Origin of the sequence: Allotamlana fucoidanivorans, from assembly GCF_006265225.1 — a bacterium.
In the GTDB taxonomy this organism is placed as follows: domain Bacteria; phylum Bacteroidota; class Bacteroidia; order Flavobacteriales; family Flavobacteriaceae; genus Allotamlana; species Allotamlana fucoidanivorans.
This window is the reverse complement of the sequence record NZ_VDCS01000007.1, coordinates 127,402-151,515: the sequence shown is the minus strand read 5'-3', so window position 1 is coordinate 151,515 and position 24,114 is coordinate 127,402. Positions and strand designations below refer to the sequence as shown.

Below are 24,114 nucleotides of genomic sequence, written 5' to 3'. Positions count from 1 at the left end.
AAAAATACTTAAATATATCAAGGCGTTATTTTACTTATTAATATTTTCTTTTCTTTATTGAAATTTTAAAAGGGGAGATGCTTTCAAAGAGTCAAATAAAATTAATAACCCAAATAAAGCAAAAAAAATACCGTCAACAATACGGTCTGTTTGTTGTTGAAGGCGTTAAAGGGATTGTAGAACTTTTAGGGTCTAGCATAGAAATGGATACCTTGTATACGGTAGAAAGCTTCAATATTGATGCCAAAAATGAAGTTGTTATTTCGCAATCTGATTTAAAACGTATAAGTGCTTTAAAAAATCCTAATAAAGCTTTAGGTGTTTTTAAAATTCCAAAACCTCGTGAAATAAAAAAGGAAGGCCTTATAGTAGCGCTTGACGATGTAAGAGATCCAGGTAATTTAGGAACCATAATTAGACTTTGTGATTGGTTTGGTATTGAAGAATTAATTTGTAGCCATGAAACGGTTGATTGTTATAACCCTAAGGTGGTTCAAGCTACAATGGGTTCTATTGCAAGAGTAAATATTAGTTATGTTGATTTACCAAAATTTTTATATGGTGTTGATATGCCTGTTTTTGGTGCTTTTATGGATGGGGAAAATATCTACAATAAAATGGTACCCAAGAACGGTGTATTGGTTATGGGTAATGAAGCTAATGGTATTTCAAGTGATGTTGAAGAACTAATTACCGAAAAGATTAGCATTCCTAGATTTGGAAAATTAAAAGCAACAGAAAGTTTAAACGTAGCCACTGCAGCGGCTATTTTGCTCAGTGAGTTTAGACGTTAAAGTGCTATTGAAACGTGAAATTAATAAACAAGCCTCTGGTTTTCATGCTTGCAACATTGCTAGTCCAAGGGCTATTGGGGTCTTTATCTCTAACCAGTTCATCATTGATTCCAAAAATACCACGTATAGAGGGGGTGAATTTAAAATTGTAAAAGTATAAATCAATCCCAAATCCTAATTCATAAAAGAGGGGATATGTGGTTGTTCTAAATTGCCCGTTGCTGTTGTCTTCAGGGTTATTTTCGTTGCTAGATAAGTTAATGGCTGTAGAAATTCCACCAACTACAAAGGGTTTAAAGTTGTTAATGCGTTTAGCTGAAAGTTTTACCAATAACGGAAAATGAATGTAAGTAGACTTAACCTCTCTAATTAAATCAGATTCTCTTACCTCTATCCCTTCAAAGTAGGTTCTGCTGTAGTACAATTCTCTGGTAGTAATGCATAGACCAGGTTCAAATCTTAAATCAATAAAGCTGTTTACTCTTAAATTACCAATTAATCCTACATTAAACCCAGGAGTTCTTTTTACATAAATATCGCGCTTGTCCTGGTTGTAATCAAAATTGAAATCGTAATTATTTATACCCAAATAATAACCCCATCGTAATAAATCGTTATCTGTAGAGCCTCGTCCTTGGTTAGCATCATAGGTTACTTTTTCTTTACTAAAAAGTTGAGCATGTACTGATTGAAATACTAGGGTGCATAAAATTAGGGCAAAAAGATGCTTCATATGTTTATTTAGATGATTTGTAAATTGTAGCCACACCAAAAGTTTGCGGAAAATCTTCAACATTAATAAACCCAATTTTACGCAAAATATTGTTCAAAGCTTCTCCATAAGGAAAAACCGAGGCCGATTCACTTAAATATTTATACGCGCTTCTGTCTTTTGAAAATATTTTACCAATAAGTGGCAAGATATGTTTTGAATAAAAATTATACCCTTGTTTATAAGGTGTTTTTGTAGGTATTGAGGTTTCTAGAATAACAAAAGTCCCCGTTGGTTTTAAAACACGATAAATTTCTTTTAATCCGTTTTCTAAATTTTCAAAATTTCGTACGCCAAAAGCTACAGTAATGGCGTCAAAGGTATTGTCTTCAAAAGGCATATTTTCACTATCACCAAGAACCATGTCTATTTTTGATTCTAAGTTTTTGTTTTTAACCTTTTCTTTGCCTATTTCAAGCATACCACTACTTATGTCTAACCCAATAATTTTTGATGCTTGAGTTTCAGCAAGGTTAATAGCCAAATCACCTGTTCCAGTAGCAATATCAAGAATGGTGCTAGGAGCCGTTTTTTTAACCATCTCTACCACCTTTTTTCTCCATTTGATATCAATGCCAAAAGAAATCACCCGATTTAAACCATCGTAATCTCTAGAAATAGTATCAAACATTTGAGTCACCTGCTCTTTTTTACCTAAAGTGCTGTCCTTATATGGTTTTACTTTTGTCAAATTCTTGAATTTTAGGCAAACCTACATAATTTATTTAAAACTTTTATACATTGATTCATGCCAAATTAGTACATCATGCTATTTTGTATGAAACAATCTTTAACCAATCTTTTATGGTAAACAAAAAGGTGTAACTTGATTTTAGTCTGAGCCCACAGTTCCAATTATATTAGTGTATTAAGATGCTTGATATCTATTTTGTACTATATTTGCGTACATTTTTATGAAAACTAAAAAATGAAAATTATTATTGCTGGTGCAGGTGAAGTTGGATTTCATTTGGCAAAACTGCTATCTTACGAATCTCAAGAGATTACTTTAATTGATACAAACAAAAAAAGTTTAGCTTACGCGAATAACCATTTAGATATTAAAGTAGTAAAAGGTGATTCTACATCTATAGCTATTCTAAAGGAGGCTCGTGTAGAATCATGTGAGTTGCTTATTGCTGTAACTTCAAGTGAAACCACAAATATTACTGTTTGTGTTTTGGCAAAACAATTGGGCGCACAAAGAACCATTGCCAGAATATCTAATACTGAGTTTATCAATTATAAAGATGAAGTTGGTTTTACCAAGTTTGGTATTGATGAGCTAATATCTCCAGAAGCATTAGCTGCTTCAGAAATTGAGCTATCGTTAAAACAATCTTCATTCAATGAAAATTATGAGTTTGAAAACGGAGCTTTAACAATGGCTGGACTAACATTGTCAAGGTCGGCATCCTTTGTTGGAAAAACGGTAAAAGAAGCAGCTGCGATTTTTCCAGAAATTCATTTTGTACCCATTGCTATTCAGCGTTTTGGTACACAATATACCATTATTCCCCGTGGAGATACAGAGTTTAAAAGAGGTGATAATGTAGTTTTTGTGACGTCTGAAGGCGGAGCAGAAGAGCTTTGTAAACTCACAGGAAAAGAGAACAAAGAGATTAAAGATGTTATGATTTTGGGGGGCGATCAAATTGGTTATAAAACGGCCAGAGATTTAAGTGAAAAAGGATTTAATGTAAAACTCTTAGAAGGAGACAGAGACCGAGCTTTTGATATTGCAGATGAGCTAACTAAAGTTTTAGTGATTAATAGCGATGGACGAAATGTAGATGTGCTTGAAGAAGAAAACATATCAGACATGGAGGCTTTTATAGCAGTAGGGCCTAATTCTGAAACTAATATCATGTCATGTTTAGTCGCAAAATCAAAAGGGGTAAACAAAACCATAGCTTTGGTTGAAAACATGGATTATTTTGATTTGTCACATTCTATTGGTATTGATACTTTAATTAATAAAAAGCTTTTAGCAGCCAATAATATTTTTAGATACATACGTAGAGGTGAGGTGGTCGCCATGACCAAATTAAGTAATCTTAATGCCGAACTTTTAGAGTTTGAGGTAAAATCAACATCAGCAGTATGCAATAAAACCATTAAGTCTATTGACTTTCCTAGAACAGCCATTATTGGGGGTGTCATAAGAAATGGGGTTGGTATGATTGCCTTAGGAAGTTTTAAAATTCAGGAAGGAGATCGTGTGGTAGTATGTTGTTTGCTGAAGTCGATAAAGCGTGTTGAAAAACTTTTTATTTAAAACTCTTCTAATAAATAGCGAAAAGTATTGAAACTCAATTTTAAAATTATAAGTCATTTTTTAGGATTAATGCTCCTTTTTAATGGAGGATTTATGTTGCTGGCTGCTTTGGTAAGTCTAATTTATGATGATGGTGTTACCCAGCAAATAGTATCCGCAGGAATCATTACACTTATTATAGGTGGGCTGATTATGTTTTTTACTAGAAATCATCAGAAAGAAATTAGTAAACGCGAAGGGTATATTGTTGTAACTTTTGGTTGGATAATTATGTCTTTATCAGGGGCCTTGCCCTATATGATTACAGATAGTATACCTAGTTTTACCAATGCCTTTTTTGAGACCATGTCTGGTTATACTACAACAGGCGCATCTATTCTCAATGATATTGAAATTGTGCCCAAAGGGGTTTTGTTTTGGCGTAGCTTGACGCATTGGATTGGGGGCATGGGTATCATTGTTTTAGCTATAGCCATTTTACCACTTTTAGGAATTGGAGGTATGCAGCTATTTGCAGCCGAAGCTCCAGGCCCTAGCACAGATAAATTACATCCTCGAATTACTGATACGGCAAAACGTCTTTGGCTTATCTATTTTGGGTATACGGCAGCAGAAACAATATTACTTAATGTAGCTGGTATGTCATTTTTTGACGCTATAAATCATGCGTTATGTACATTGTCGACAGGTGGGTTTTCAACAAAAAATGCGAGTGTAGCGTATTGGAATGATCAACCAATGATTCAATATATTATTATACTGTTTATGTTTTTAGCAGGAACCAATTTTGTTTTGAGTTATTTTGCATTCAAAGGGAAATTTCAGAAAATTATCCATGATGAAGAGTTTAAACTTTACTTTAAGTTTATTGCGGTATTTACGGCAATTGCATCTCTTGTAATTTATTTTCGGGCAGATGTTAGTATGTCCTCTATATCACACCCTATGGTTTGGGGAGAAGGAGAAAGTGCGTTTAGGCATGGGTTATTTCAGGTGCTTACGGTGATTACAACTACGGGTTTTATTTCGGCTGATTATACCTTATGGACACCATTTTTAGTGGTTTTCTTTTTCGGACTTATGTTTTTAGGGGGCTCTGCAGGAAGTACCTCTGGTGGTGTAAAAGTAGTACGTCATTTAATTTTAATTAAGAATGGATTTTTAGAGTTTAAGCGAACACTTCACCCTAGTGCCATAGTGCCCGTGCGCTATAATAAAAAAGCAATAAACCGATTTATTGTATTTAATGTGCTAGCCTTTTTTATACTTTATATGTTATCCTTTATTATTGGTAGTTTAGGGTTTTCATTGATGGATTTAGACTTTAAATCGTCCATTGGTCTGGCCGCTTCTACATTGGGCAATGTTGGGCCGGCTTTGGGAGATTTTGGTCCAGTAAATAATTATGCGGCATTACCAGGTATAGGGAAATGGTGGGCTTCGTTTTTAATGCTTATTGGGCGTTTAGAGCTCTTTACAGTGCTTATTTTGTTTACCCCATTCTTTTGGCGCAATAGGTAAAACGTAAAGTTTTTTTGTTTAGTTGTATTTACCATACTTTCTTGATATCCCTTAATTCCTTGTGTTAAAATTAAAATGTAACATTTGGGTGATGTTTGCTACTTATAAGTAAAAGCAGCTACTTTTTGTTAAATAGACTTTCATTTGGTTCCATTGAAAGTTATTATCGATTGTTTCATATTTAAAAATTAACAAACCATGGAAGGAGAAGGTTCAATGGCTGCTGCCAATAATTCATTAAAGAACAACAGAAATCTGTTGTATAAAAGAAAAGAAAAGAAAGTCTTATCCGGAAGTTATGCTAAAATAAAGCTGAAAAAATTTCCTGAGTTGACTTCAGAAGAATTATTAAAAATTAAAGAAAGAATACATCGCGAAAATAAAACAATAAGACAAAAGCAAGTTGTTGGTTTTATTCTTTTCCTTTTAGGGTTTATCTCTTTTCTATATGTGCTTTTAAAATAAGAAAGCCACTAAATATTTAGTGGCTTTCTATTATCGTCATGTGAAATTAATTAACTCACAGCTTCTTTAATACGTTTAATAGCCTCTATGATTTGTTCAGTTGAAGCAGCATAAGAAATTCTGATGCAATCAGGGTTTCCAAAGGCTTCACCAGTAACCGTGGCAACAAGAGCTTCTTCCAATAAGAATAGTGAAAAATCGGAAGCGTTATTAATTTTAGTACCTTTTAATGTTTTTCCGAAGAAGTAAGACACATTAGGAAATACATAAAATGCACCATCAGGAACATTGCATTTAAATCCTTCAATATCGCTTAGTAGTCCTAAAATTAAATCACGACGCCCTTTAAACTCATCAATCATGTATTTAACTTTTTCAGGAGATTCATTACATGCGGTAATTACAGCACGCTGTGCAATACAGTTAGCTCCACTAGTTGCTTGTCCTTGAAGTTTATTGCAAGCCCGTGCAATTTTTTCAGGAGCACCAATGTAACCAATACGCCACCCAGTCATTGCAAAAGCCTTTGATACACCGTTTACCGTTATGGTTCTATCATACATAGATTCAAATTCAGCAATACTAGTATGGCCTTTTCCATAATTAATGTGTTCATAAATCTCGTCAGAAACCACATAAATATCAGGGTGTTTTTCAAAAACATTTACCAAAGCTTGTAATTCTTCTTTACTGTAAACAGAACCACTGGGGTTACAAGGCGAGCTAAACCACATCATTTTAGTTTTTGGTGTGATAGCAGCTTCCAGTTGTTCTGGTGTCATTTTAAAATCTGTATCAATAGATGTTTTTACTTCTACAGGAACACCTCCAAATAACTTAACAATGTCAGAATAACTTACCCAATACGGACAAGGCAAAATAACTTCATCGCCATCATTAAGCATAACCCCTGCAATATTAAATAATGCCTGTTTAGCCCCTGTAGAAACTACAATTTGATTTGGTGTATATGTTAAATTATTATCACGCTTAAATTTGGTAATAATGGCATCTTTTAATTCAGCATAACCATCAACAGGTGTATAGGAATTATAATTGTCATTTATAGCTTGAATTGCTGCATCCTTGATAAAATCAGGCGTATTGAAATCTGGTTCTCCCAAACTCAAACCGATAATATCTTTTCCTTCACCTCTAAGCTCTCTAGCTTTTGCAGCCATGGCCAAAGTTGCAGACGTAGCCATGTTTAAAATTCTATCAGATAGTAATTGCATTCGTTATTTAATTTAAATAGTGTTTAAAATTATTTATGCCATGCTTGGTTTTTGCCCAAGTACTTTTAATTGGTTGTAATGTTCGGCCACTGCCCCCCAAAAAGAATTGTATTCATTGTAGGGTAAGCTAAATTCTTTAGCGGTCTTTTTTACAATGTTTGAAATTTTACTATAATGCACATGGCTTATATGTGCAAATAAATGGTGCTCAACTTGTCTGTTTAACCCACCAGTATAAAACTCAGCCAACCAGCTTTTAGGTGAAAAGTTTGATGTAGTAAATAACTGGTGAATAGCCCAAGTGTTTTTCATGTTACCGTTTTCGTCTGGCAAAGGCATTTCGGTATTTGGCATCACATGTGCTAATTGAAAAATGACGCTTAAAATAATACCAGCAGTATAGTGCATTACAAAAAAGCCTATTAATACTTGCCACCATGGAAATCCTAAACTTAACGGTAAAACAATCCAGATTAAATAATAAACAATTTTACCAATTATCAACTTGGTCCACTGCGTAGCTGGATTGGGGAATTTACCATAAGATAATTTTCGCTTAAGGTATTTATAGCTTTGAATAAAATCTGTAACAATAGCCCAGTTTGCCGTTAATAAACCATATAAGAAGAAGGCATAAAAACGTTGATATTTGTGAAACTTAAACCACTTGGCATGTTTTGAAAAACGAATAATTCGCCCAGCATCAATGTCTTCGTCATGTCCTTGAATGTTGGTGTAAGTGTGGTGTAGTACATTATGCTGTACTTTCCAGTTGTAGTCATTTCCAGCAAGAATATAAATACTGCTACCCATAAGTTTATTGACCCATTTTTTACTAGAGAAAGAGCCGTGATTAGCATCATGCATAACATTCATGCCAACACCCGCCATGCCAATGCCAGCCGTAATCATGCATAGTATTTGAGTCCAACCTGGCAGTTTTACGGTCAAAACCAAAACAACAGGAACTATCAATAAAGCAAACATAATAATGGCTTTGGTATATAGGGTCCAGTTTCCTGTACGTTTAATATTATTTTCTTTAAAGTAGTCGTTAACGCGTTTGTTTAGTGTCTTAAAAAATTTTGCAGAATCAGTTCTTGAAAATGAAAGTGCTTGTTTAGTCATACTGTAATAATAATTTTAATATCATACGGATAGAGTTCATTCTACCATATTCTGGGCAAAGATAGGTATAAAGGCATATAAGTTATAACGTTTTTTTGTAAAAAAATGTACTTAAAAACTATATTTTTGTTGAAAATTTAACAGCCATGATGGGCTTGTGATTCCTATTTTTTTTGCTAAGAGTAGCTAGAATTGTAACCTTGTGTAATATTTAAACTATGGATTTAATCTTAAAATATTTTCCTGATCTAACGCCAGATCAAATTGAAAAGTTTAAAAAGCTTGAAACGCTTTATCAAGATTGGAACTTAAAAATTAATGTAGTTTCAAGAAAAGATATTGATGAGCTTTATTTACGCCATGTTTTACATTCTTTAGGAATTGCTAAGGTTATATCATTTAAAGATGGCAGTAACATTTTAGATGTTGGTACAGGAGGTGGTTTTCCTGGGGTGCCATTGGCTATTTTATATCCAGAATGTTCATTTCATTTGGTAGATAGTATTGCTAAAAAACTTAAAGTGGTTAATGAAGTGGTTGAAGGTTTAGGATTAACCAATGTAAAAACAACACATAGTAGGGTAGAAGATATTGATGATACTTACGATTTTATAGTCAGTAGAGCTGTAGCCATTATGCCTACCTTTGTGCATTGGGTAAAGGGTAAAATAGCTAAAAAGCAACAGCATGAACTAAAAAATGGTATTTTATATCTTAAAGGTGGCGATTTATCAGAAGAACTTAAAGATTATAAAGCAGCTTCAATATACCATTTGTCCAATTATTATGCTGAAGACTTTTTTGACACAAAACAAGTAGTGCATTTGCCTCTAAAATATCGGGGTTAAAGACTATTGTAATTTAGCAAGATGTACAACGTTATTGTTAAAATAATAGTATTGATGTTGAAACCAATAGGTGTTGTTATATTGCTGGATGTTCGTGATTTCTTTTCCGATTGATAATATGTCGTTCGCCCGATTAAAATGAGTATTAGCTTTTTCAAGATCATTGAGCTTGTAATATGATAACGCTAGTCCTAAGTAAGCATCAAAATCTGTGGCGTCAAAAGAGATGGCTTTCGTAAAATCAGAAATGGCATCTTGGTATGCACCTAATAGTAAACTCGCTGTTCCTCTATAAAAATAAGCATAGGCGTTGTTACTATTTAATCTCAACGATTTGGTGAAATCCGTTTGCGCTTCTTTATAGTATTTAATGCTCATTAAAAAGGCGGCTCTGTTGTAAAAGTTTATACTGTTAGGTTCTATTAATATAGCTGTTGTATAATCTTTAGCTGCGTTTTCGTATGATTCAATAGCACTATAAGCGGAGGCTCTTAAGGTGTAGGTTTTGGGCTGAGAAGGAGCTACTTTGATGACTTCTGAAAAATCTTTAATGGCGTTATTGTACTCTTCTAGATCTAATTTTACACAAGCTAAACTGTATAAAGCATCTATAAAGCTATGGTCTAGCATGTAAGCTTTAGCATAATCTTCTTTTGCGCCAATAAAGTCCTGTATGCTATAGCGTGAATTCCCTCGGTTGTAGTATGTGTCGGCGTCAGGCTGTTCTACAATAACTTTTGAATAATCAACTATAGCGCCCCCAAAATCGCCTAAGTCATTTTTTGCAATACCCCTCTGGAAGTAAGCATCCAGGTTTTTCGGTTCTATTTTTATCACTTCAGATAAAAGTTCAATGCGTTCATTAAGGTTTGAGGTTCGCATAGCTTTTCTATACAGCTTATTAGCCTGAGCATAATTAAGTAGCGTAGAACACATAAATAAGGTTAAGAGTAGTTGTTTCATTTGCAAACATAGCGAGCAAATAATATGCCGTTTTTTTTAGGTATTAAAGTTAGTGATATTTTTAAATAATCATTCAGTTAAGTGTGTAGTTGTTGTATTACAAAAATAATTTCTATTTGAGGCGGAAAATATATTTAATATTTTTTTTCTTACAAAAATTTAACATTTACTGATTTTTATCGATAAAAAATGTTTTTAATCGATTTTTGTTTTTATGTTTGCTGAGTAAATTGTTAAAAATTAACCCTCTATTAACATATGGAACCTAATTACTCTCTCAAATTTTGGTTGTCTGGTATTTTTGTACTCATAACTTTTTTAGGGGTTGCTCAAGATATTAATGTAAATATTTTGGGAGGTGCAACAATCTCTGATGGAGGGTCTGTGGCTATAACAGCTGGGAATGCCATAACATTTAGAATTACAAATACCAGGGCAGACTGTGAAAAAGTAAAAATTGAAGATATAAGTATTTCTAACACTGCCGATTTTTCATTATCTACCGATAAAATACCCAAAAATATAGACCGTGATGTATGTAATGGCAATACAAAATATATTGATTTTGTGGTAACGAATGTTAGCGGCGATTGTAGTGCTTCAACCGCTATTGATATTTTGGTAAAGCAAGATCCTAATTTTACGTTTACTTTTTCTATAAGCGGATCACCTGAAATTAATCTATTAGGCGGAAGTCCTTCCGCAGATATTCTCCATGGTACCATAACCACATCGGCTACAAACGGAACCTATTTTGGTGTTGTGGAAGAAGGAGAAACCATAACAAGATATTTTGTTGTTTCCAGTACAGGTAGTTGTCCTTTAACCATAAGTGGAATATCAAGTTCATCTACACATTTTGTTGTGCCCACTAGTCCGGCGCCTTATGTGGTTTTACCAGATTTGTCAACACCAGCTTTTTTGACAGCTAGTGTTGATGCGGGTTCATACGTTATATTGCCCGTTACTTTTGTGGCGCCATCACTTGTAACAGGTACCGTATCTGCTACAATCAGCATTTCAAACAATGATAATACCACGTTTACGTTTAATGTAAGTGCCGAAATGTTTGATTTTAATATACCGGGACCTGGAGGCATTACGGCTGACTTTCGACTTTGGTTAAAATCTACCCGAGGTGTTACTAAAGATACCAGTTCAAAAGTATCGGTTTGGTCAGATATAGGAACAAATGGAAAAGATGCTATTCAGCCCGTATCAGCCAATCAGCCAATTTATATTGATGATGCAGCGTCTAATATTAACTTTAATCCAGTTATAGCATTTGAAAATGACGGAAGTAGTATAAGTCAATATTTATACAATACTGATAATGGGTTTTACAGTCAAGATATTTTTATCGTGATGGAATCGGATACCGATGTGGCTAGTTCCTCGGGTATGACCATCTTTTCAGGGTCTATTGCTGATATTATTACCCCTGAAAACTATGTAGATGATGTGAACGATGTAACGGCGGTTGGTCTTGGTGATTATACCACTAATTTATCAGGGGAACGCCTTTGGTATAATCAAGGGTCTTCGGCTTCAAATCCATACTATGCATTACCAGCCTCGACAACACGTGCGTATAGCGTGGCAGGTATTATCAATGCAGGAAATAAAACGACCACGGTTTCTGATGGTATGCGCATTTTGTATAATAGTGTAGATGATGCCGAGTCTTCTGTGCAAAGCATTACTACATTTGAAAATGTAGGCTCTGTAGACACTGCTCCAGATCCAGATGTGACTTTAGGGACGCCTTATGCTATCGGTAAAAATTCAAATCAAACCTTGGGAAATCTAAACGGTAGAGTGGCCGAGATTTTTACGTTCGCTGACCGGGTTTCAGATGCCGATCGACAAAAAATTGAATCTTATTTAGCTATCAAATATGGTATTTCATTAGGGGCCTCTAATCAAGCACAGAAAAATTATGTCAATTCCTTTGGAACAACCGTTTGGGATGTTTCTGCAAATTCAGGTTACAATTACCATGTGGCAGGTATTGGTAGAGATTCCATTTCAGATTTAAATCAGAAACAGTCTAAAACACTTAATGTAGACAATGAGGTTACTATAGGGCTAAATGGCATTTTTTCTACCAATAATGCCAATATCAACGCGTTTAATAATGATGGCGATTTTTTGGTTTGGGGAAGTAACAATTTGGCTTATACCACAAGTGGTTCAAATACCGTTTCAATTAGTTCGGGGATAACAACATCTTTAACTAGAATTCTTAGACAGTGGAAAATAGTAGAGTCTACTGAAGTGTCAAGCGATGTTGAAAATGTATATGTATCTATTCCAGAAGCGGCTTTTAGTGGTATGACCAAAGCTTCAAATGAAGAATATGTTTTAATTGTGGCCAAATCAGATAGTTTTGCAGATACAGATATTGTTGATGTTATTCCCTTAAAATCTGATGGCGCTGGAAACCTTTTAACTTGGTATGATTTTGACGGTACCAAATATTTTACCTTCGGAAAAGCAGAGCAACTTCAAGAAAATCATGCTATTTCGATAGCCTCGGGCGATTACTTGGTTGGGGAGTATGCTTTAAACTTAAACATCAATGATTTTACAATTTCGTCATGGGTAAAAGCAAACGCATCTCAAACAACCACCCGAACTATCATGGCAAAAGGCGATAAACTTCAACTCAGACTAAATGCCTCGCATCAAGTAGAAGTTATGGTAGATGATACTATAACCCCAAGATTTACCTCGTCTATGGCGCTTACAGATAGTAAATGGCATCAAATTACATTTGTTTATAATAGCGGAACTATTTTTCTCTATGTGGATGGTGTTTTAGATAAATCGGAATTAAATGTTGTGGCACCAAGTCCTAATTTCAATAGATTTTCTGTTGGGGCACTGTATATAGATAAAAATAATATTTCAAATCCCTTTTTAGGCGAAATAGACGAAGTGTATGTTTGGGATCAGGGTCTTAGTGAAGAGCAGGTTCACTATTTAATGAACCAAGAAATTGAAAAGGGAACAGGTGATGTCGTGTCAGGAAAAGTTTTGCCGCAAGCCGCTTCAAGTAATGAAGTGTCTGCTATTCCATGGAGTGATTTAAGAGCGTATTATGATTTTAATTCGTTTTATGGGAGCACCGTTGAAGGTTTAACCGATGCGAGAAACTTTTTAAGGCTCAAATATTTAGAGGTTGATAAGGAGGTTGTAGAAGCTCAAACTATTCCAGTTCCTTATATGTCTATAGCAAATGGTAATTGGGATGCATCAACTACTTGGAGTAATAGTACAGACCAAGTATTGCCAAATGCTTTGAGTTTAGATGGAAGCACAATGATTGACTGGAATATTGTGCAGATTGAACACGACATAAATTCTGGAGATCGTGATGTTTCTTTATTAGGCTTGATACAAAGCGGAGGAACCTTAACCATATCAGACCCTAATGAATCACAGGACGAAACAAATTCAGGTCAGGGTTTAACAATTACTCATTATCTGGAGTTAGATGGCGTGATAGATCTAATTGGAGAATCTCAGTTAATTCAAACAGAAGGTAGTGTGTTAGATGCGGATAGTGGTGGTTATATTGAAAGAGATCAACAAGGTACAGCTAATGCTTTTAACTATAATTATTGGTCGTCATCAGTAGGGCCAATTTCAGGTAATACAGCCACCAGAGGAACAGGCATTTCTTCAACTAATGCTGCTTATACTATTGATACTGTGTTGAATGATGGTAGTCTTCCTGCGGGCTATACCAATTTGAATTTTGAAACGTCACCATATGCTAGTGATGGCACTACGCCACCACCTGGTTTTGTTAAAACTATTAGTTCTTATTGGTTGTATAAATACTATGGCCCTGCAAATGATTACTATGCCTGGGCAAAGATCAATGAAAATTCATCTTTACTTCCAGGAGAAGGCTATACTATGAAAGGAACTTCGGGAGCTGTTTCGGTAGATACTCAACAAAACTATGTGTTTGAAGGTTTACCCAATAATGGCGATATTACCTTGGCTTTAGATAAAAGTTTAGGTGATGTGGAGCGACTCATAGGGAACCCTTATCCGTCTGCTATTGATGCTACCGAGTTTATACTAGATAATTTAAGTATAGCTGATGGTGGAAACAACCTGAATGGTACAGTTTTTAATGGCGCTTTATATTTTTGGGATCATTTTGGAGAACAGAATTCACACATATTAAAAGATTATGTAGGTGGTTATGCCACCAGAAATTTAACGGGTGGTGCGGTAGCCATATCAAATGACAGTAGAATAAACAGTACCTCCAATGGTGGTAATCCTGCTGTGGGAACTAAAATTCCTGGTCAATACATTCCTTTAAATCAAGGTTTTTTTGTTGGTACAAGTTTAGAAGGGTTTAATAATGATAATGGCTCGCCAATAACAAGCGTAGTGGGAGGTAATGTCGTGTTTAAAAATAGTCAACGTGTTTTTGCACCTGAAGATGGAACCACCTCACAATTTTTAAAGGCTTCTAAACGGAAAAGACCTATTAGCCCTACAAGACTCGAACATAAAACACCAACGATAAATTTAATGTATGACTCCCCAATGGGATATCATAGGCAAATTGTGTTAGGCTTGAATACGCTTGCTTCAACCGATTTTGATTTGGGGTATGATGCTCCCATGGCCGATGTTGCTGTTGAAGATATGTATTGGGTTTTAAATAAATTTAAGCTCGTTATTCAAGGTGTTGATAGTTTTGAAGATTTTCAGCAATTCCCAATAGGCTTGAAAGTAAAAAAAGCTGGTATAGTAAAAATTAGATTAGATGGCGTTTTAAATTTAGAAGCAGATAAGGTCGTTTATATAGAGGATAAGATTTCTGGAGAGACGTTTAATTTGACTAATGGGGCTTTTGAATTATATCTAGAACCAGGACATTATAATGATAGATTTCAATTAACCTTTCGGGTGTCAAATGATAATCTGTTAGCTATTGATGAGGTTAATTTAGGGGCAGAACATGATATTTTGGCGTACTTTGATTCCAATAACTCGGTGATTAGTATAATAAATAAAGAAAGTATTCAACTTTTAGATGTTAGTGTATTTAATGTTTTAGGACAACATGTAATGTCAATGAAGCTTGATTCTAGACATAATGCGGTTATCCCTATAGAAATAGCTGTGGGAGCATATATTGTAAAACTAAATACTGAAAAAGGTAGTGTTGCAAAACGAATCATCATCGATTAATGTAACAATAGTGTGTGTGGTGTTATTTTGTATTAATATTACCACTGTTAAAATTTTAGATGATATAAGATAAAAAAGGAATCGCGATGCCATGGCATCGCGATTCCTTTTTATTTTGAGTGTTTGCTTACTCTCCTAAAAAAGGATATCTGTAATCTGTTGGTGTTACAAAAGTCTCTTTTATCAATCTAGGAGATACCCAACGTAGCAGATTTTGAGCACTTCCAGCCTTATCATTGGTTCCTGATGCTCTGGCACCGCCAAAAGGTTGTTGACCTACAACGGCCCCCGTAGGTTTGTCGTTAATATAAAAGTTGCCTGCGCTATTTTGTAAAGCTTCTGTTGCTTGTGTAATAGCGTACCTGTCTTTTGAAATGATAGCACCAGTTAATGCGTATTCACTTGTTTCATCAACGAGCTTTAAAGTTTCCGCATAAGCATCGTCTTCATATACGTAGATAGTAATTACTGGTCCAAACAATTCAGTACACATGGTGGTGTATTTAGGGTTGGTGGTAACTATAACCGTTGGTTCAATAAAATACCCTTTACTTTTATCATAACCACCACCAACTATAATCTCAGCATCAGTATCATTTTTGGCCTGATCAATATATTTTGCCAGTTTATCAAATGATCCTTCGTGAATCACTGCTGTAATAAAATTACGCATGTCTTCTGGAGATCCCATTTTAAAGGACTTTACATCCTTAATAACCAAGTTTTTTACATCGTTCCAAATACTTTTTGGAATGTAGGCTCTTGAAGCAGCACTACATTTTTGCCCCTGAAACTCAAAAGCACCACGAGCAATGGCTGTGGCTACATGTTTTGGGTTGGCTGATTTATGTGCTACGATAAAATCTTTCCCTCCAGTTTCTCCTACAATTCTGGGGTAGGTTTTGTAGTTGTGAATATTAGTTCCTATTTGTTTCCAAAGTTCTTTAAAGATAAATGTAGAGCCCGTAAAATGTAACCCAGAGAATTCACGGTGTGATAAAACGGTATTGGTAATCATAACAGGATCGCCAAATACCACGTTAATCACTCCTGGAGGCACACCAGCTTCTTCAAAAACATCCATAATCACTTTTGCAGAAAATACTTGGCTGTCACTTGGCTTCCATACAACAACATTACCCATTAGAGCCATACATGCAGGTAAATTTCCTGCTATTGCAGTAAAATTAAAAGGCGTTACAGCGTAGGTAAACCCTTCTAGAGGGCGATACTCAACACGGTTCCATGCCTCATTTGTGCTTTCTGGTTGTTCCATGTAAATGTCAGTCATAAACTGGACATTGAACCTTAAAAAGTCTACAAGTTCGCAGGCTGAATCAATTTCTGCCTGATGAATTGTTTTTGATTGCGCTATCATAGTAGCCGCATTTATTTTGGATCGGTAAGGTCCTGCTATCAATTCTGCTGCTTTTAAAAATATACCAGCGCGCTGTTCCCAAGGAATTAAACTCCATGTTTTTCTAGCTTCTAAGGCTGTAGCAATTGCATCGTCTATGTGTTTCTGTTCAGCTAAATGATAAGTGCCAACAACATGTTGATGATCATGTGGAGGTGACATGGTTCTAGTGTTCCCAGTGCTTACATATTCGCCATTTATATATAAAGGTACATCAACTTGGGTATTGAACATGTTTTTATAGGTCTCTAGAACGGCTGCCCTTTCTGGGGAGCCAGGAGCATAAGATTTTACTTGTTCGTTAACTGCAATTGGTACATTGAAAAAGCCTTTTTCCATAATATGACGTTTTTTGTTGTTGAATTTTTAGTAAATACGCTGCAAATTTACGAATAATTAAAACAAATCAAGGAAGATGGAATAGTCTAAAATGTATTAATATTTCGTTAATTTTTGTAAGTTGCCATTTTTTACAAGACGAAACGTTCATGTGTACACTTACTGTCATTCCAAAAGGGAATAAGGATTTTATTATAACGCAAAATCGGGACGAGTCTCCAGATAGGAAATCACTGTTGCCAAATATATATATAGGCGCCAATACAAAAATGCTTTTTCCTAAAGATGTTTTGTCTGGAGGAACATGGATTGGTGTTAGTGAAAAAAAACGGGTAGTGTGTATGCTTAATGGTGCTTTTCAAAACCATAAACGTAAGCCAAACTACAGAAAAAGTAGAGGGATGGTTACTTATGAGTTTATGGTTTCAAATGATGTTTTAAAAATGATTGATGACTATAACTTTGATGGTATAGAACCTTTTACTATGGTGGTGGTTGATTGGAATGATGGCTTAAAATTACTTGAGTTGGTTTGGGATGAGAAAAATAGTCAGGTGTCAGAATTACCGTTAGAACCAAGAATGTGGTCGTCTTCCACCTTGTATACTGATGCTATGAAGGCTGAACGGCAACAATGGTTTAATACGTTTAAAGCGCAACATTCGTTAAATGCTAAAACGTTACTGCATTTTCATAAAACCGCAGGGGAGACTAATGATGACTATGGTGTTATAATGAATAGAGGATTTGTAAAAACAACTAGTATAACACAGGTGGAAAAGGTAGCTAATAAAATTCAAATGAGTTATGAGTATTTAGGTACTAATAAAGTTGATTTAAAAACCTTTAAATTTCCACAGGTTGTGAATGGATAGTACTGGGATTATCTTAACGCTTGCTTATCCTGAAACCGTTGTTATGGTGTCAAAAGAATGGTTTTCACCTGTTTTAAAATATATAGGAATAGGTAAAAAAGATTACCTACGCGCTGGGCATGCGGCTTTGGTTCTTATTAATAAAGAAACGGGTATTTTAGAATACCATGATTTTGGACGTTACATTACACCAGAACCTACAGGGCGCGTGCGTGGAAGGGATACTGACAATGAGTTGCATTTTCCGTTTAAAGCGGAGGTTGAATCGGGGCGCATTAAAAATCTTGATGATGTTTTAGTGTATTTGGCTACGCATCCTAAAATTACTCATGGCGAGGGTAAGTTAGTAGCATCTGTTTGCAGTCAAGTTAATTATGAAATGGCAAGAGCGCATATTGACTATATGCAGAGTAAACATTTTATTAGGTATGCTGCATTTATTAAAGAAGCTTGTAATTGTGCGCGTTTTGTAACCGATAGTTTAATAGCTTCGGTAACAGAAGCAAAAATCAAGAAGAAACTAATGGCATCAAAATGGTTTACCCCAAGTACGGTGGGCAATGTTTTGTTGGCTGATACCGAAAATTATGTGTATCAAATATCAGACCGTGGAGAAATTTCTAAATTTAAAGGATCGCAACGAAGTGAAAATATCCGATGTTTTTTAGATTCTTTAAAAGATCACGAACCAACGTTTGTTGGAACCTTGCAGCCAAGAAACGTGAATGAAACTCTTGAAAGTGCCCAGTGGTTATCTGGCATTGCTGCTGGTGCCTGGTTTGAATTACATAAAACAAATCATGAATTAGAATATAGATACCGTAGGATTTCGCCTTATGGTAATGTTGATGTTGATGCTATTTATATGGTTGAAAATCGTGATTTTGATTTTGATTCACCATATGAAATAGTGCATTATTCCAACTGTAAATTTTTTCATGTTTTGCAAAATGAAACACGCTTTAGATTTAATAGAAAATGACCTTGAATCATCAAAAATTAATCTAGGTTATTATGAGTGTTTAGGTTTAATTAATAGCAAAAGGAGCACTTAACTTAAATAGCGGAATAGTTACTTCAAAGTTTTTAGTGGTGCTAAAATTTACCATACTGTAGTGACCGCGCATGGCGCCAAAAGGAGAAGTTAGTAAACATCCTGAACTGTAGGTGTGTGATCCTCCCGGTTCTATAACAGGCTTTTTCCCTATAACCCCGTCACCATCAACATATTCAACATTATTCAAAGCATCTAGTATTTCCCAGTGCCTCGCATTCAGTTGAACGGCATCTTTACTTTGGTTTTCAATAGTAATGGTGTAACCAAAGGCATAATGAATTTTATAGTTTTTATAAAATGAGCCTTCAAAATTTGTATCTACTGAAATTTTTATGCCTTTTGTAACCTGATGAATCATGTTTTACTTTTGGGGTTATTTGTTTATGGTGGCTAAAATAATAAATGTTAGATGGTTAACGTAATTTTTAACAAGAATGCAACAAAAATTAGCTAAACGGTAATTTTAGTTCGTGATGTTGACAGAAGAGCCTTCTCCATAACCAATAATGCGGTCATAACGCGCTCCCAAATCACGGTAATAAACTAATACTTTGTAGTTGTTTTCCGTTTGCCAGAAGTTACCACTTATAACACCGTCGTTTATAACCCCATTATTATCTGCTACCACATATTTGTAGTTGTAAAAACCTTGTTTAAGTAGCATGGTGTGTTCAAAATTATGGCTTTCTGGATTATAAGTCATACGGTTGCTGTCTTCTATGGCATAATTATTAAAACTACCATAAATGTATACTTGTTTGTTTTTTAAAGCATCTGAAGCCTCTAAAGAAAAATAAACCCAAGCATAATCTGCTTCAATACTAGGGTTTGAGGCATCTATATTATTTATAACATAGTTTCCGTTAATGTCAGGATTGTATGTGTAAGGTCTGTTTGCTCTAATGATATTTGTGTACAAGTAGTTATAGTATAGATCTTTGAGGTCAATAAACTGAACGTTGTTGTTTGCTGCCCTAATGTCTTTGTTTTCAAAAAAGAAATATTCATTGCCTCCCCAAAAACTGGTTTCAGAATCATATTTGTAGACAAGTTTATTACCAAGCGTGTATTGAGGTTTTACATTGGTAATCGCTGTGTTTAGATTGTTATTTTGAATAATAGCAGCCTTTACAGTTTGGTAGGGGTTGTTTAGCTGCATGTTGTTTGAGTCTATAGTCAATTCAACCCGCTGTTTTTCTTCAATAACATCTAAATCTCTAGCTCTTTTTAAAACCACGCCTACGTTGGCTTTGTTTTCGTAAAGCATAAATTTGCGAGAGAAAACAAGTTGACCGTCGCTATTGTAAATATATAGCATATAATTTCCAGATACTTTAAGTCCTCTCGTTTGATCGTTAGGAAGTGTCAGTATATAATGCGAGTATATTTGATAGGTGTTGAACGAATTTTCATAAGTGCGTATGCGCTGATTATCAAATCCATCCATGTATTCAGACTGAACCAATTGAGACGGTGTCCAATCAAAATTAAAGTGTTTGATTTTATAGTAATAATCATTTTCTTCCCCATTCAGGGCATCAAATTCAAGAATCACTGCATCTCCAAGTGTTAATATGGGTAACTGATTTTCTGCTGTGGTACCTCTAAAATTAATAGTCTTGATGTGTTCTGGTGGATTTGTTTCTTCAACCTGGGGAAAAAGAGAAAAAGGAACAGCGAAAAGAATGATAACAAATAACGGTTTAAGGCTCATTAAAATTTGTTTTGGTAAATGTAAACAAAATTTATGCCTAAAAAACTAGGAAATATAATTAGCATAAAAAACTAAGTATTTTTTTGTGATAACTGTATATTTAATTCGTATTTTTGCACCGATTTTTAGATAAATAAATTCAATAAAAATAAATATGTCAAAAGACATTCGTATCAAAAAGGGTCTGGACATTAAACTTATAGGCGAAGCTGACAAAACTGTTGAACAAGCGGTGGTTAGTAACTACATCACTATAAGGCCAGAAGATTTTCACGGCGTTATTCCAAAACTTATTGCAAAAGAAGGATCTTCAGTTGAAGCTGGAGGGTATTTGTTTTATGATAAGTCAAACGAAGACATAAAATTTGTTTCACCAGTTTCAGGAAAGGTGATAGAAATTGTTCGTGGACCAAAAAGGCGTATTGATGCCATAAAAATTGAAGCCGATAAAGCGCAAGCATTTAAAGATTACGGTAAATTAGATGTAAGCAAGGCTAATGCTGAAGAGGTGAAAGCACATTTGCTCGATTCAGGGTGTTGGCCATTTGTTAAGCAGCGCCCGTATGATGTAATTGCAAAACCAGAAAAATCGCCAAAAGCTATTTTTATCTCTGGTTATGCCAGTGCACCATTAGCAGCAGATTTAGATTTTACACTTAAAGGTAAAGAAGCTGAATTACAAGCTGCGGTATCTGCTTTAGGAAAACTAACTGAAGGTCAGGTGCATGTGTCTGTAGGTAAGAATTCTAACTCTCCGTTAGCAAGCTTATCTGGAGTAACTGTACACAAAGTGTCGGGACCACACCCATCAGGAAATGTTGGAACTTTAATTAATAAAGTGGATCCTGTAAATAAAGGTGAAGTGGTTTGGACGGTAAATGCGCAAGACTTAGTTATAATTGGAGAGTTACTATTAACAGGTAAGTTTAATGCCGAGCGTATTGTAGCTTTGGTAGGCTCATCTGTTAAAAAACCTAGATACTTTAAAACCTTAATAGGGAGTGAGGTAGCCACCATGATATATGATAATGGTGTTGAAAAAGATGCGAATGACAGAATAATATCTGGAAATGTTTTATCAGGAAAACAAGTCAAACCTGATGGTGCCTTAGATTATTATAGTAATGTGATTTCTGTAATTCCAGAAGGTGATGATTATGAGTTTTTTGGATGGACGAAACCTGTTTTTGATAAAATATCTGTTTCAAGAGCACTTACGTTTTCTTGGTTAAATCCTAAGAAGAAGTATGATTTAAATACGAATACTAACGGTGAGCATAGAGCTTTTGTAACTACAGGAACTTATGAAGAAGTATTTCCTTTAGATATTTACCCTATGCAGGTTTTAAAAGCATGTTTGTATAAAGATTTAGATGAAATGGAAGCTTTAGGAATGTATGAGGTAGCTCCTGAGGATTTTGCTTTAACAGAGTTTGTATGTGTGTCTAAACAACCACATCAAAAGATAATAAGAGAAGGTTTAGACTTAATGCTTAAAGAAATAGGATAATGGGTTTAAAAGATAAATTACATGATTTTAAAGTAAAGAATAAAAATAAAAAGTGGTTGCCTGCGTTTTCGGCAATTCACACTTTTTTATTCTTGCCAGATGAGACCACGCACGGAGGAACTCATATTAAAGCTGCTGACGATTTAAAGCGTACCATGAATACGGTAATCTTGGCTATGATACCCTGTTTAATTTTTGGTATGTTTAATGCAGGTTACCAACATCATCTTGCTTTAGGTGATATTCAAGCGGCGTCTAGTGGTTTCTTTAGTTCAGAGTTTTGGACCCTAGATAACCTAACGGTTGGTTTATGGAAAATTTTACCTTTAGTGATCATCTCCTATGGTGTTGGTTTAGGTATTGAGTTTTTGTTTGCCATTTTAAAGGGACACGAGGTTGAAGAAGGGTACTTAGTAACAGGTATGTTAGTGCCGTTAATTGTACCTGTAGATATTCCATTATGGATGTTAGCGGTGGCTGTTGCCTTTGGTGTGGTTATAGGAAAAGAAGTTTTTGGTGGAACTGGAATGAATATTTTGAATCCAGCCTTAACCATTAGAGCCTTTTTATTCTTCGCTTATCCAACTTGGATGTCTGGAGATAAAGTATGGGTACATGGAGCAGTAGCAAGAGATAAAGCTATTGCAGCAGGCCAAAACTTAGATGCTATTTCAGGAGAAACTATTTTAGGCACATTAGCACAAGGTAAAGATGTCGCTTATAGTGCTGCTGATATGTTCTTAGGGTTTATACCTGGTTCTGTAGGGGAAACGTCAGCATTACTTATTTTATTAGGAGGGTTATTCTTAATTTTTACTAAAATAGGTAGTTGGAGAATTATGTTGTCTTCTGTGATTGGTGCTGTAGTCATGGGAGTAATATTTAATCAAATAGCTACGGCTGGCATTGTAACTGAATCTAGCAAGTTTTACGGTTTAATGAGTGCACCTTTCTGGGAACATTTAATAATTGGAGGTTTTGCTTTTGGTACCGTATTTATGGCAACCGATCCTGTTACAGCTTCACAAACTACAAGAGGTAAATGGATTTACGGGTTTTTAGTTGGATTTATTTCTATTCTAATACGTGTGTTTAATCCAGCTTATCCAGAAGGGGTAATGTTAGCCATTTTATTGATGAATGTATTTGCACCAACTATTGATCACTATGTGGTTCAAGGTAATGTAAAACGAAGATTAAAACGTGTAAAAGTTAAAACAGCTTAATCATGAGTAACAAGACGGAATCAAATGTATATACCATTTTATTTGCAGTAGCAATGGTGGTAGTTGTTGGTGGGTTGTTAGCATTTACGGCCTCGGCATTAAGACCAAAGATTGATAATAATCAACGTTTAGAAAAACAACAAAATATCCTTTATGCTATGGGTGTAAATGATAATGATGAAACTAGTGCTGTTTTTGTTTCTACAGATAAAGCACCAGAGTTGTTCAATCAATATATTACTAAGCAATTGGTTATAGAAGGCGATAAGGTAACTGAAGATGAAAACGCCTATTTAATTGATGTAAAAAAGGAACAAGCTAGTGCTAAAGCTGGTAAAGAAAGACGCTTACCTTTGTTTGTTGGGAATAAAGATGGACAAACTTATTATATAGCGCCCATTAGAGGAAAAGGATTGTGGGATGCTATTTGGGGCTATGTTGCTATGGATAAAGATATGGTTGTTCAAGGCGTTTATTTTGACCATAAAGGAGAAACAGCTGGATTGGGTGCCAATATTAAGCAACGTTATTTTATGGATGATTTCATCGGAGAACATCTATTAAGTGAAAATGGTGACTTTGCAGGAATTACGGTTGCTAAAGGAAATAACGATCCTAAGAACGAAAATAAAACAGATAACAAGGTAGATGCTATTGCTGGAGCTACTATTACTGGAGACGGTGTTACAGCGATGCTTAAATCTGAGCTTAAAAAGTATGTGCCTTACTTTAAAACATTGAAATAA

The 24,114-nt window shown here is 35.0% G+C and carries 19 protein-coding genes; 11 read left to right on the top strand and 8 right to left on the bottom strand.

Annotation, left to right across the window (positions count from 1 at the left end):
* The first annotated feature begins 77 nt into the window (after positions 1-77).
* Positions 78-794: an RNA methyltransferase gene (locus tag FGF67_RS08430; protein ID WP_139696699.1), complete on the top strand. Its 717-nt coding sequence runs from the start codon at positions 78-80 to the stop codon at positions 792-794.
* 4 nt (positions 795-798) lie between these two features.
* Here the strand turns inward: FGF67_RS08430 and porT are convergent, their stop codons facing one another.
* Entirely contained in the window at positions 799-1,527 is a 729-nt protein-coding gene (gene porT, locus FGF67_RS08425; protein ID WP_139696697.1) for a type IX secretion/gliding motility protein PorT/SprT, read from the bottom strand.
* Between the two features lie 4 nt (positions 1,528-1,531).
* Positions 1,532-2,197, bottom strand: a complete 666-nt coding sequence (gene ubiE, locus FGF67_RS08420) for a bifunctional demethylmenaquinone methyltransferase/2-methoxy-6-polyprenyl-1,4-benzoquinol methylase UbiE (protein WP_233244043.1) — start codon at positions 2,195-2,197, stop codon at positions 1,532-1,534.
* A gap of 297 nt (positions 2,198-2,494) precedes the next feature.
* Between ubiE and trkA the strand changes: the two genes are divergently transcribed.
* The 3 genes from trkA (at position 2,495) to FGF67_RS08405 (ending at position 5,830) form a co-directional block, all read left to right on the top strand.
* Positions 2,495-3,844, top strand: coding sequence for a Trk system potassium transporter TrkA (gene trkA, locus FGF67_RS08415; protein ID WP_139696693.1), 1,350 nt, complete (start codon positions 2,495-2,497; stop codon positions 3,842-3,844).
* Positions 3,845-3,913: 69 nt separating this feature from the next.
* Positions 3,914-5,365: a TrkH family potassium uptake protein gene (locus FGF67_RS08410; RefSeq protein ID WP_139696858.1), complete on the top strand. Its 1,452-nt coding sequence runs from the start codon at positions 3,914-3,916 to the stop codon at positions 5,363-5,365.
* A gap of 198 nt (positions 5,366-5,563) precedes the next feature.
* On the top strand, positions 5,564-5,830 hold the full coding sequence (locus FGF67_RS08405) for a hypothetical protein (protein ID WP_139696691.1): 267 nt from the start codon (positions 5,564-5,566) through the stop codon (positions 5,828-5,830).
* 50 nt (positions 5,831-5,880) lie between these two features.
* Here the strand turns inward: FGF67_RS08405 and FGF67_RS08400 are convergent, their stop codons facing one another.
* Positions 5,881-7,065, bottom strand: coding sequence for a pyridoxal phosphate-dependent aminotransferase (locus FGF67_RS08400; protein WP_139696689.1), 1,185 nt, complete (start codon positions 7,063-7,065; stop codon positions 5,881-5,883).
* Positions 7,066-7,098: 33 nt separating this feature from the next.
* Positions 7,099-8,193 carry a fatty acid desaturase family protein gene (locus FGF67_RS08395; RefSeq protein WP_139696687.1) on the bottom strand — a complete coding sequence of 365 codons (1,095 nt, stop codon included), beginning with the start codon at positions 8,191-8,193 and terminating at the stop codon, positions 7,099-7,101.
* A 218-nt stretch (positions 8,194-8,411) separates the two neighbouring features.
* On the opposite strand from FGF67_RS08395, the gene rsmG reads away from it, so the two are divergent.
* Positions 8,412-9,041 carry a 16S rRNA (guanine(527)-N(7))-methyltransferase RsmG gene (gene rsmG / locus FGF67_RS08390; protein WP_139696685.1) on the top strand — a complete coding sequence of 210 codons (630 nt, stop codon included), beginning with the start codon at positions 8,412-8,414 and terminating at the stop codon, positions 9,039-9,041.
* A gap of 3 nt (positions 9,042-9,044) precedes the next feature.
* Here the strand turns inward: rsmG and FGF67_RS08385 are convergent, their stop codons facing one another.
* The gene (locus tag FGF67_RS08385; protein ID WP_139696683.1) at positions 9,045-10,004 is read right to left on the bottom strand and encodes a tetratricopeptide repeat protein; all 960 of its coding nucleotides are present in this window, start codon (positions 10,002-10,004) and stop codon (positions 9,045-9,047) included.
* Between the two features lie 258 nt (positions 10,005-10,262).
* Between FGF67_RS08385 and FGF67_RS08380 the strand changes: the two genes are divergently transcribed.
* On the top strand, positions 10,263-15,230 hold the full coding sequence (locus FGF67_RS08380; protein ID WP_139696682.1) for a LamG-like jellyroll fold domain-containing protein: 4,968 nt from the start codon (positions 10,263-10,265) through the stop codon (positions 15,228-15,230).
* A gap of 127 nt (positions 15,231-15,357) precedes the next feature.
* On the opposite strand, the gene pruA is transcribed toward FGF67_RS08380, so the two are convergent.
* Complete coding sequence (gene pruA, locus FGF67_RS08375; protein ID WP_139696680.1) at positions 15,358-16,986, bottom strand: L-glutamate gamma-semialdehyde dehydrogenase; 1,629 nt, start codon at positions 16,984-16,986, stop codon at positions 15,358-15,360.
* Between the two features lie 149 nt (positions 16,987-17,135).
* On the opposite strand from pruA, the gene FGF67_RS08370 reads away from it, so the two are divergent.
* The gene (locus FGF67_RS08370) at positions 17,136-17,861 is read left to right on the top strand and encodes an NRDE family protein (protein WP_139696678.1); all 726 of its coding nucleotides are present in this window, start codon (positions 17,136-17,138) and stop codon (positions 17,859-17,861) included.
* Positions 17,854-18,843 (top strand): DUF6695 family protein, encoded by a 990-nt coding sequence (locus FGF67_RS08365; RefSeq protein WP_139696676.1) that lies wholly within the window; start codon positions 17,854-17,856, stop codon positions 18,841-18,843. The genes FGF67_RS08370 and FGF67_RS08365 overlap by 8 nt, the downstream gene beginning before the upstream one ends.
* Positions 18,844-18,889: 46 nt before the next feature.
* Here the strand turns inward: FGF67_RS08365 and apaG are convergent, their stop codons facing one another.
* Both apaG and FGF67_RS08355 read right to left on the bottom strand, forming a co-directional pair.
* Entirely contained in the window at positions 18,890-19,276 is a 387-nt protein-coding gene (apaG, locus tag FGF67_RS08360; RefSeq protein ID WP_139696674.1) for a Co2+/Mg2+ efflux protein ApaG, read from the bottom strand.
* A gap of 105 nt (positions 19,277-19,381) precedes the next feature.
* A complete protein-coding gene (locus FGF67_RS08355; protein WP_139696672.1) occupies positions 19,382-20,632 on the bottom strand; it encodes a type IX secretion system plug protein in 1,251 nt (416 codons plus the stop codon).
* A 154-nt stretch (positions 20,633-20,786) separates the two neighbouring features.
* Here FGF67_RS08355 and FGF67_RS08350 point away from each other — a divergent pair, with 154 nt between their 5' ends.
* Genes FGF67_RS08350 through FGF67_RS08340 form a run of 3 tightly spaced genes read left to right on the top strand, consistent with a single transcriptional unit; the run spans position 20,787 to position 24,114 of the window.
* Positions 20,787-22,142: a Na(+)-translocating NADH-quinone reductase subunit A gene (locus tag FGF67_RS08350; RefSeq protein ID WP_139696658.1), complete on the top strand. Its 1,356-nt coding sequence runs from the start codon at positions 20,787-20,789 to the stop codon at positions 22,140-22,142.
* Positions 22,142-23,368: an NADH:ubiquinone reductase (Na(+)-transporting) subunit B gene (locus FGF67_RS08345; RefSeq protein WP_139696656.1), complete on the top strand. Its 1,227-nt coding sequence runs from the start codon at positions 22,142-22,144 to the stop codon at positions 23,366-23,368. Before FGF67_RS08350 ends, FGF67_RS08345 begins: the two co-directional genes overlap by 1 nt.
* A 2-nt stretch (positions 23,369-23,370) precedes the next feature.
* Complete coding sequence (locus FGF67_RS08340) at positions 23,371-24,114, top strand: Na(+)-translocating NADH-quinone reductase subunit C (protein ID WP_139696654.1); 744 nt, start codon at positions 23,371-23,373, stop codon at positions 24,112-24,114.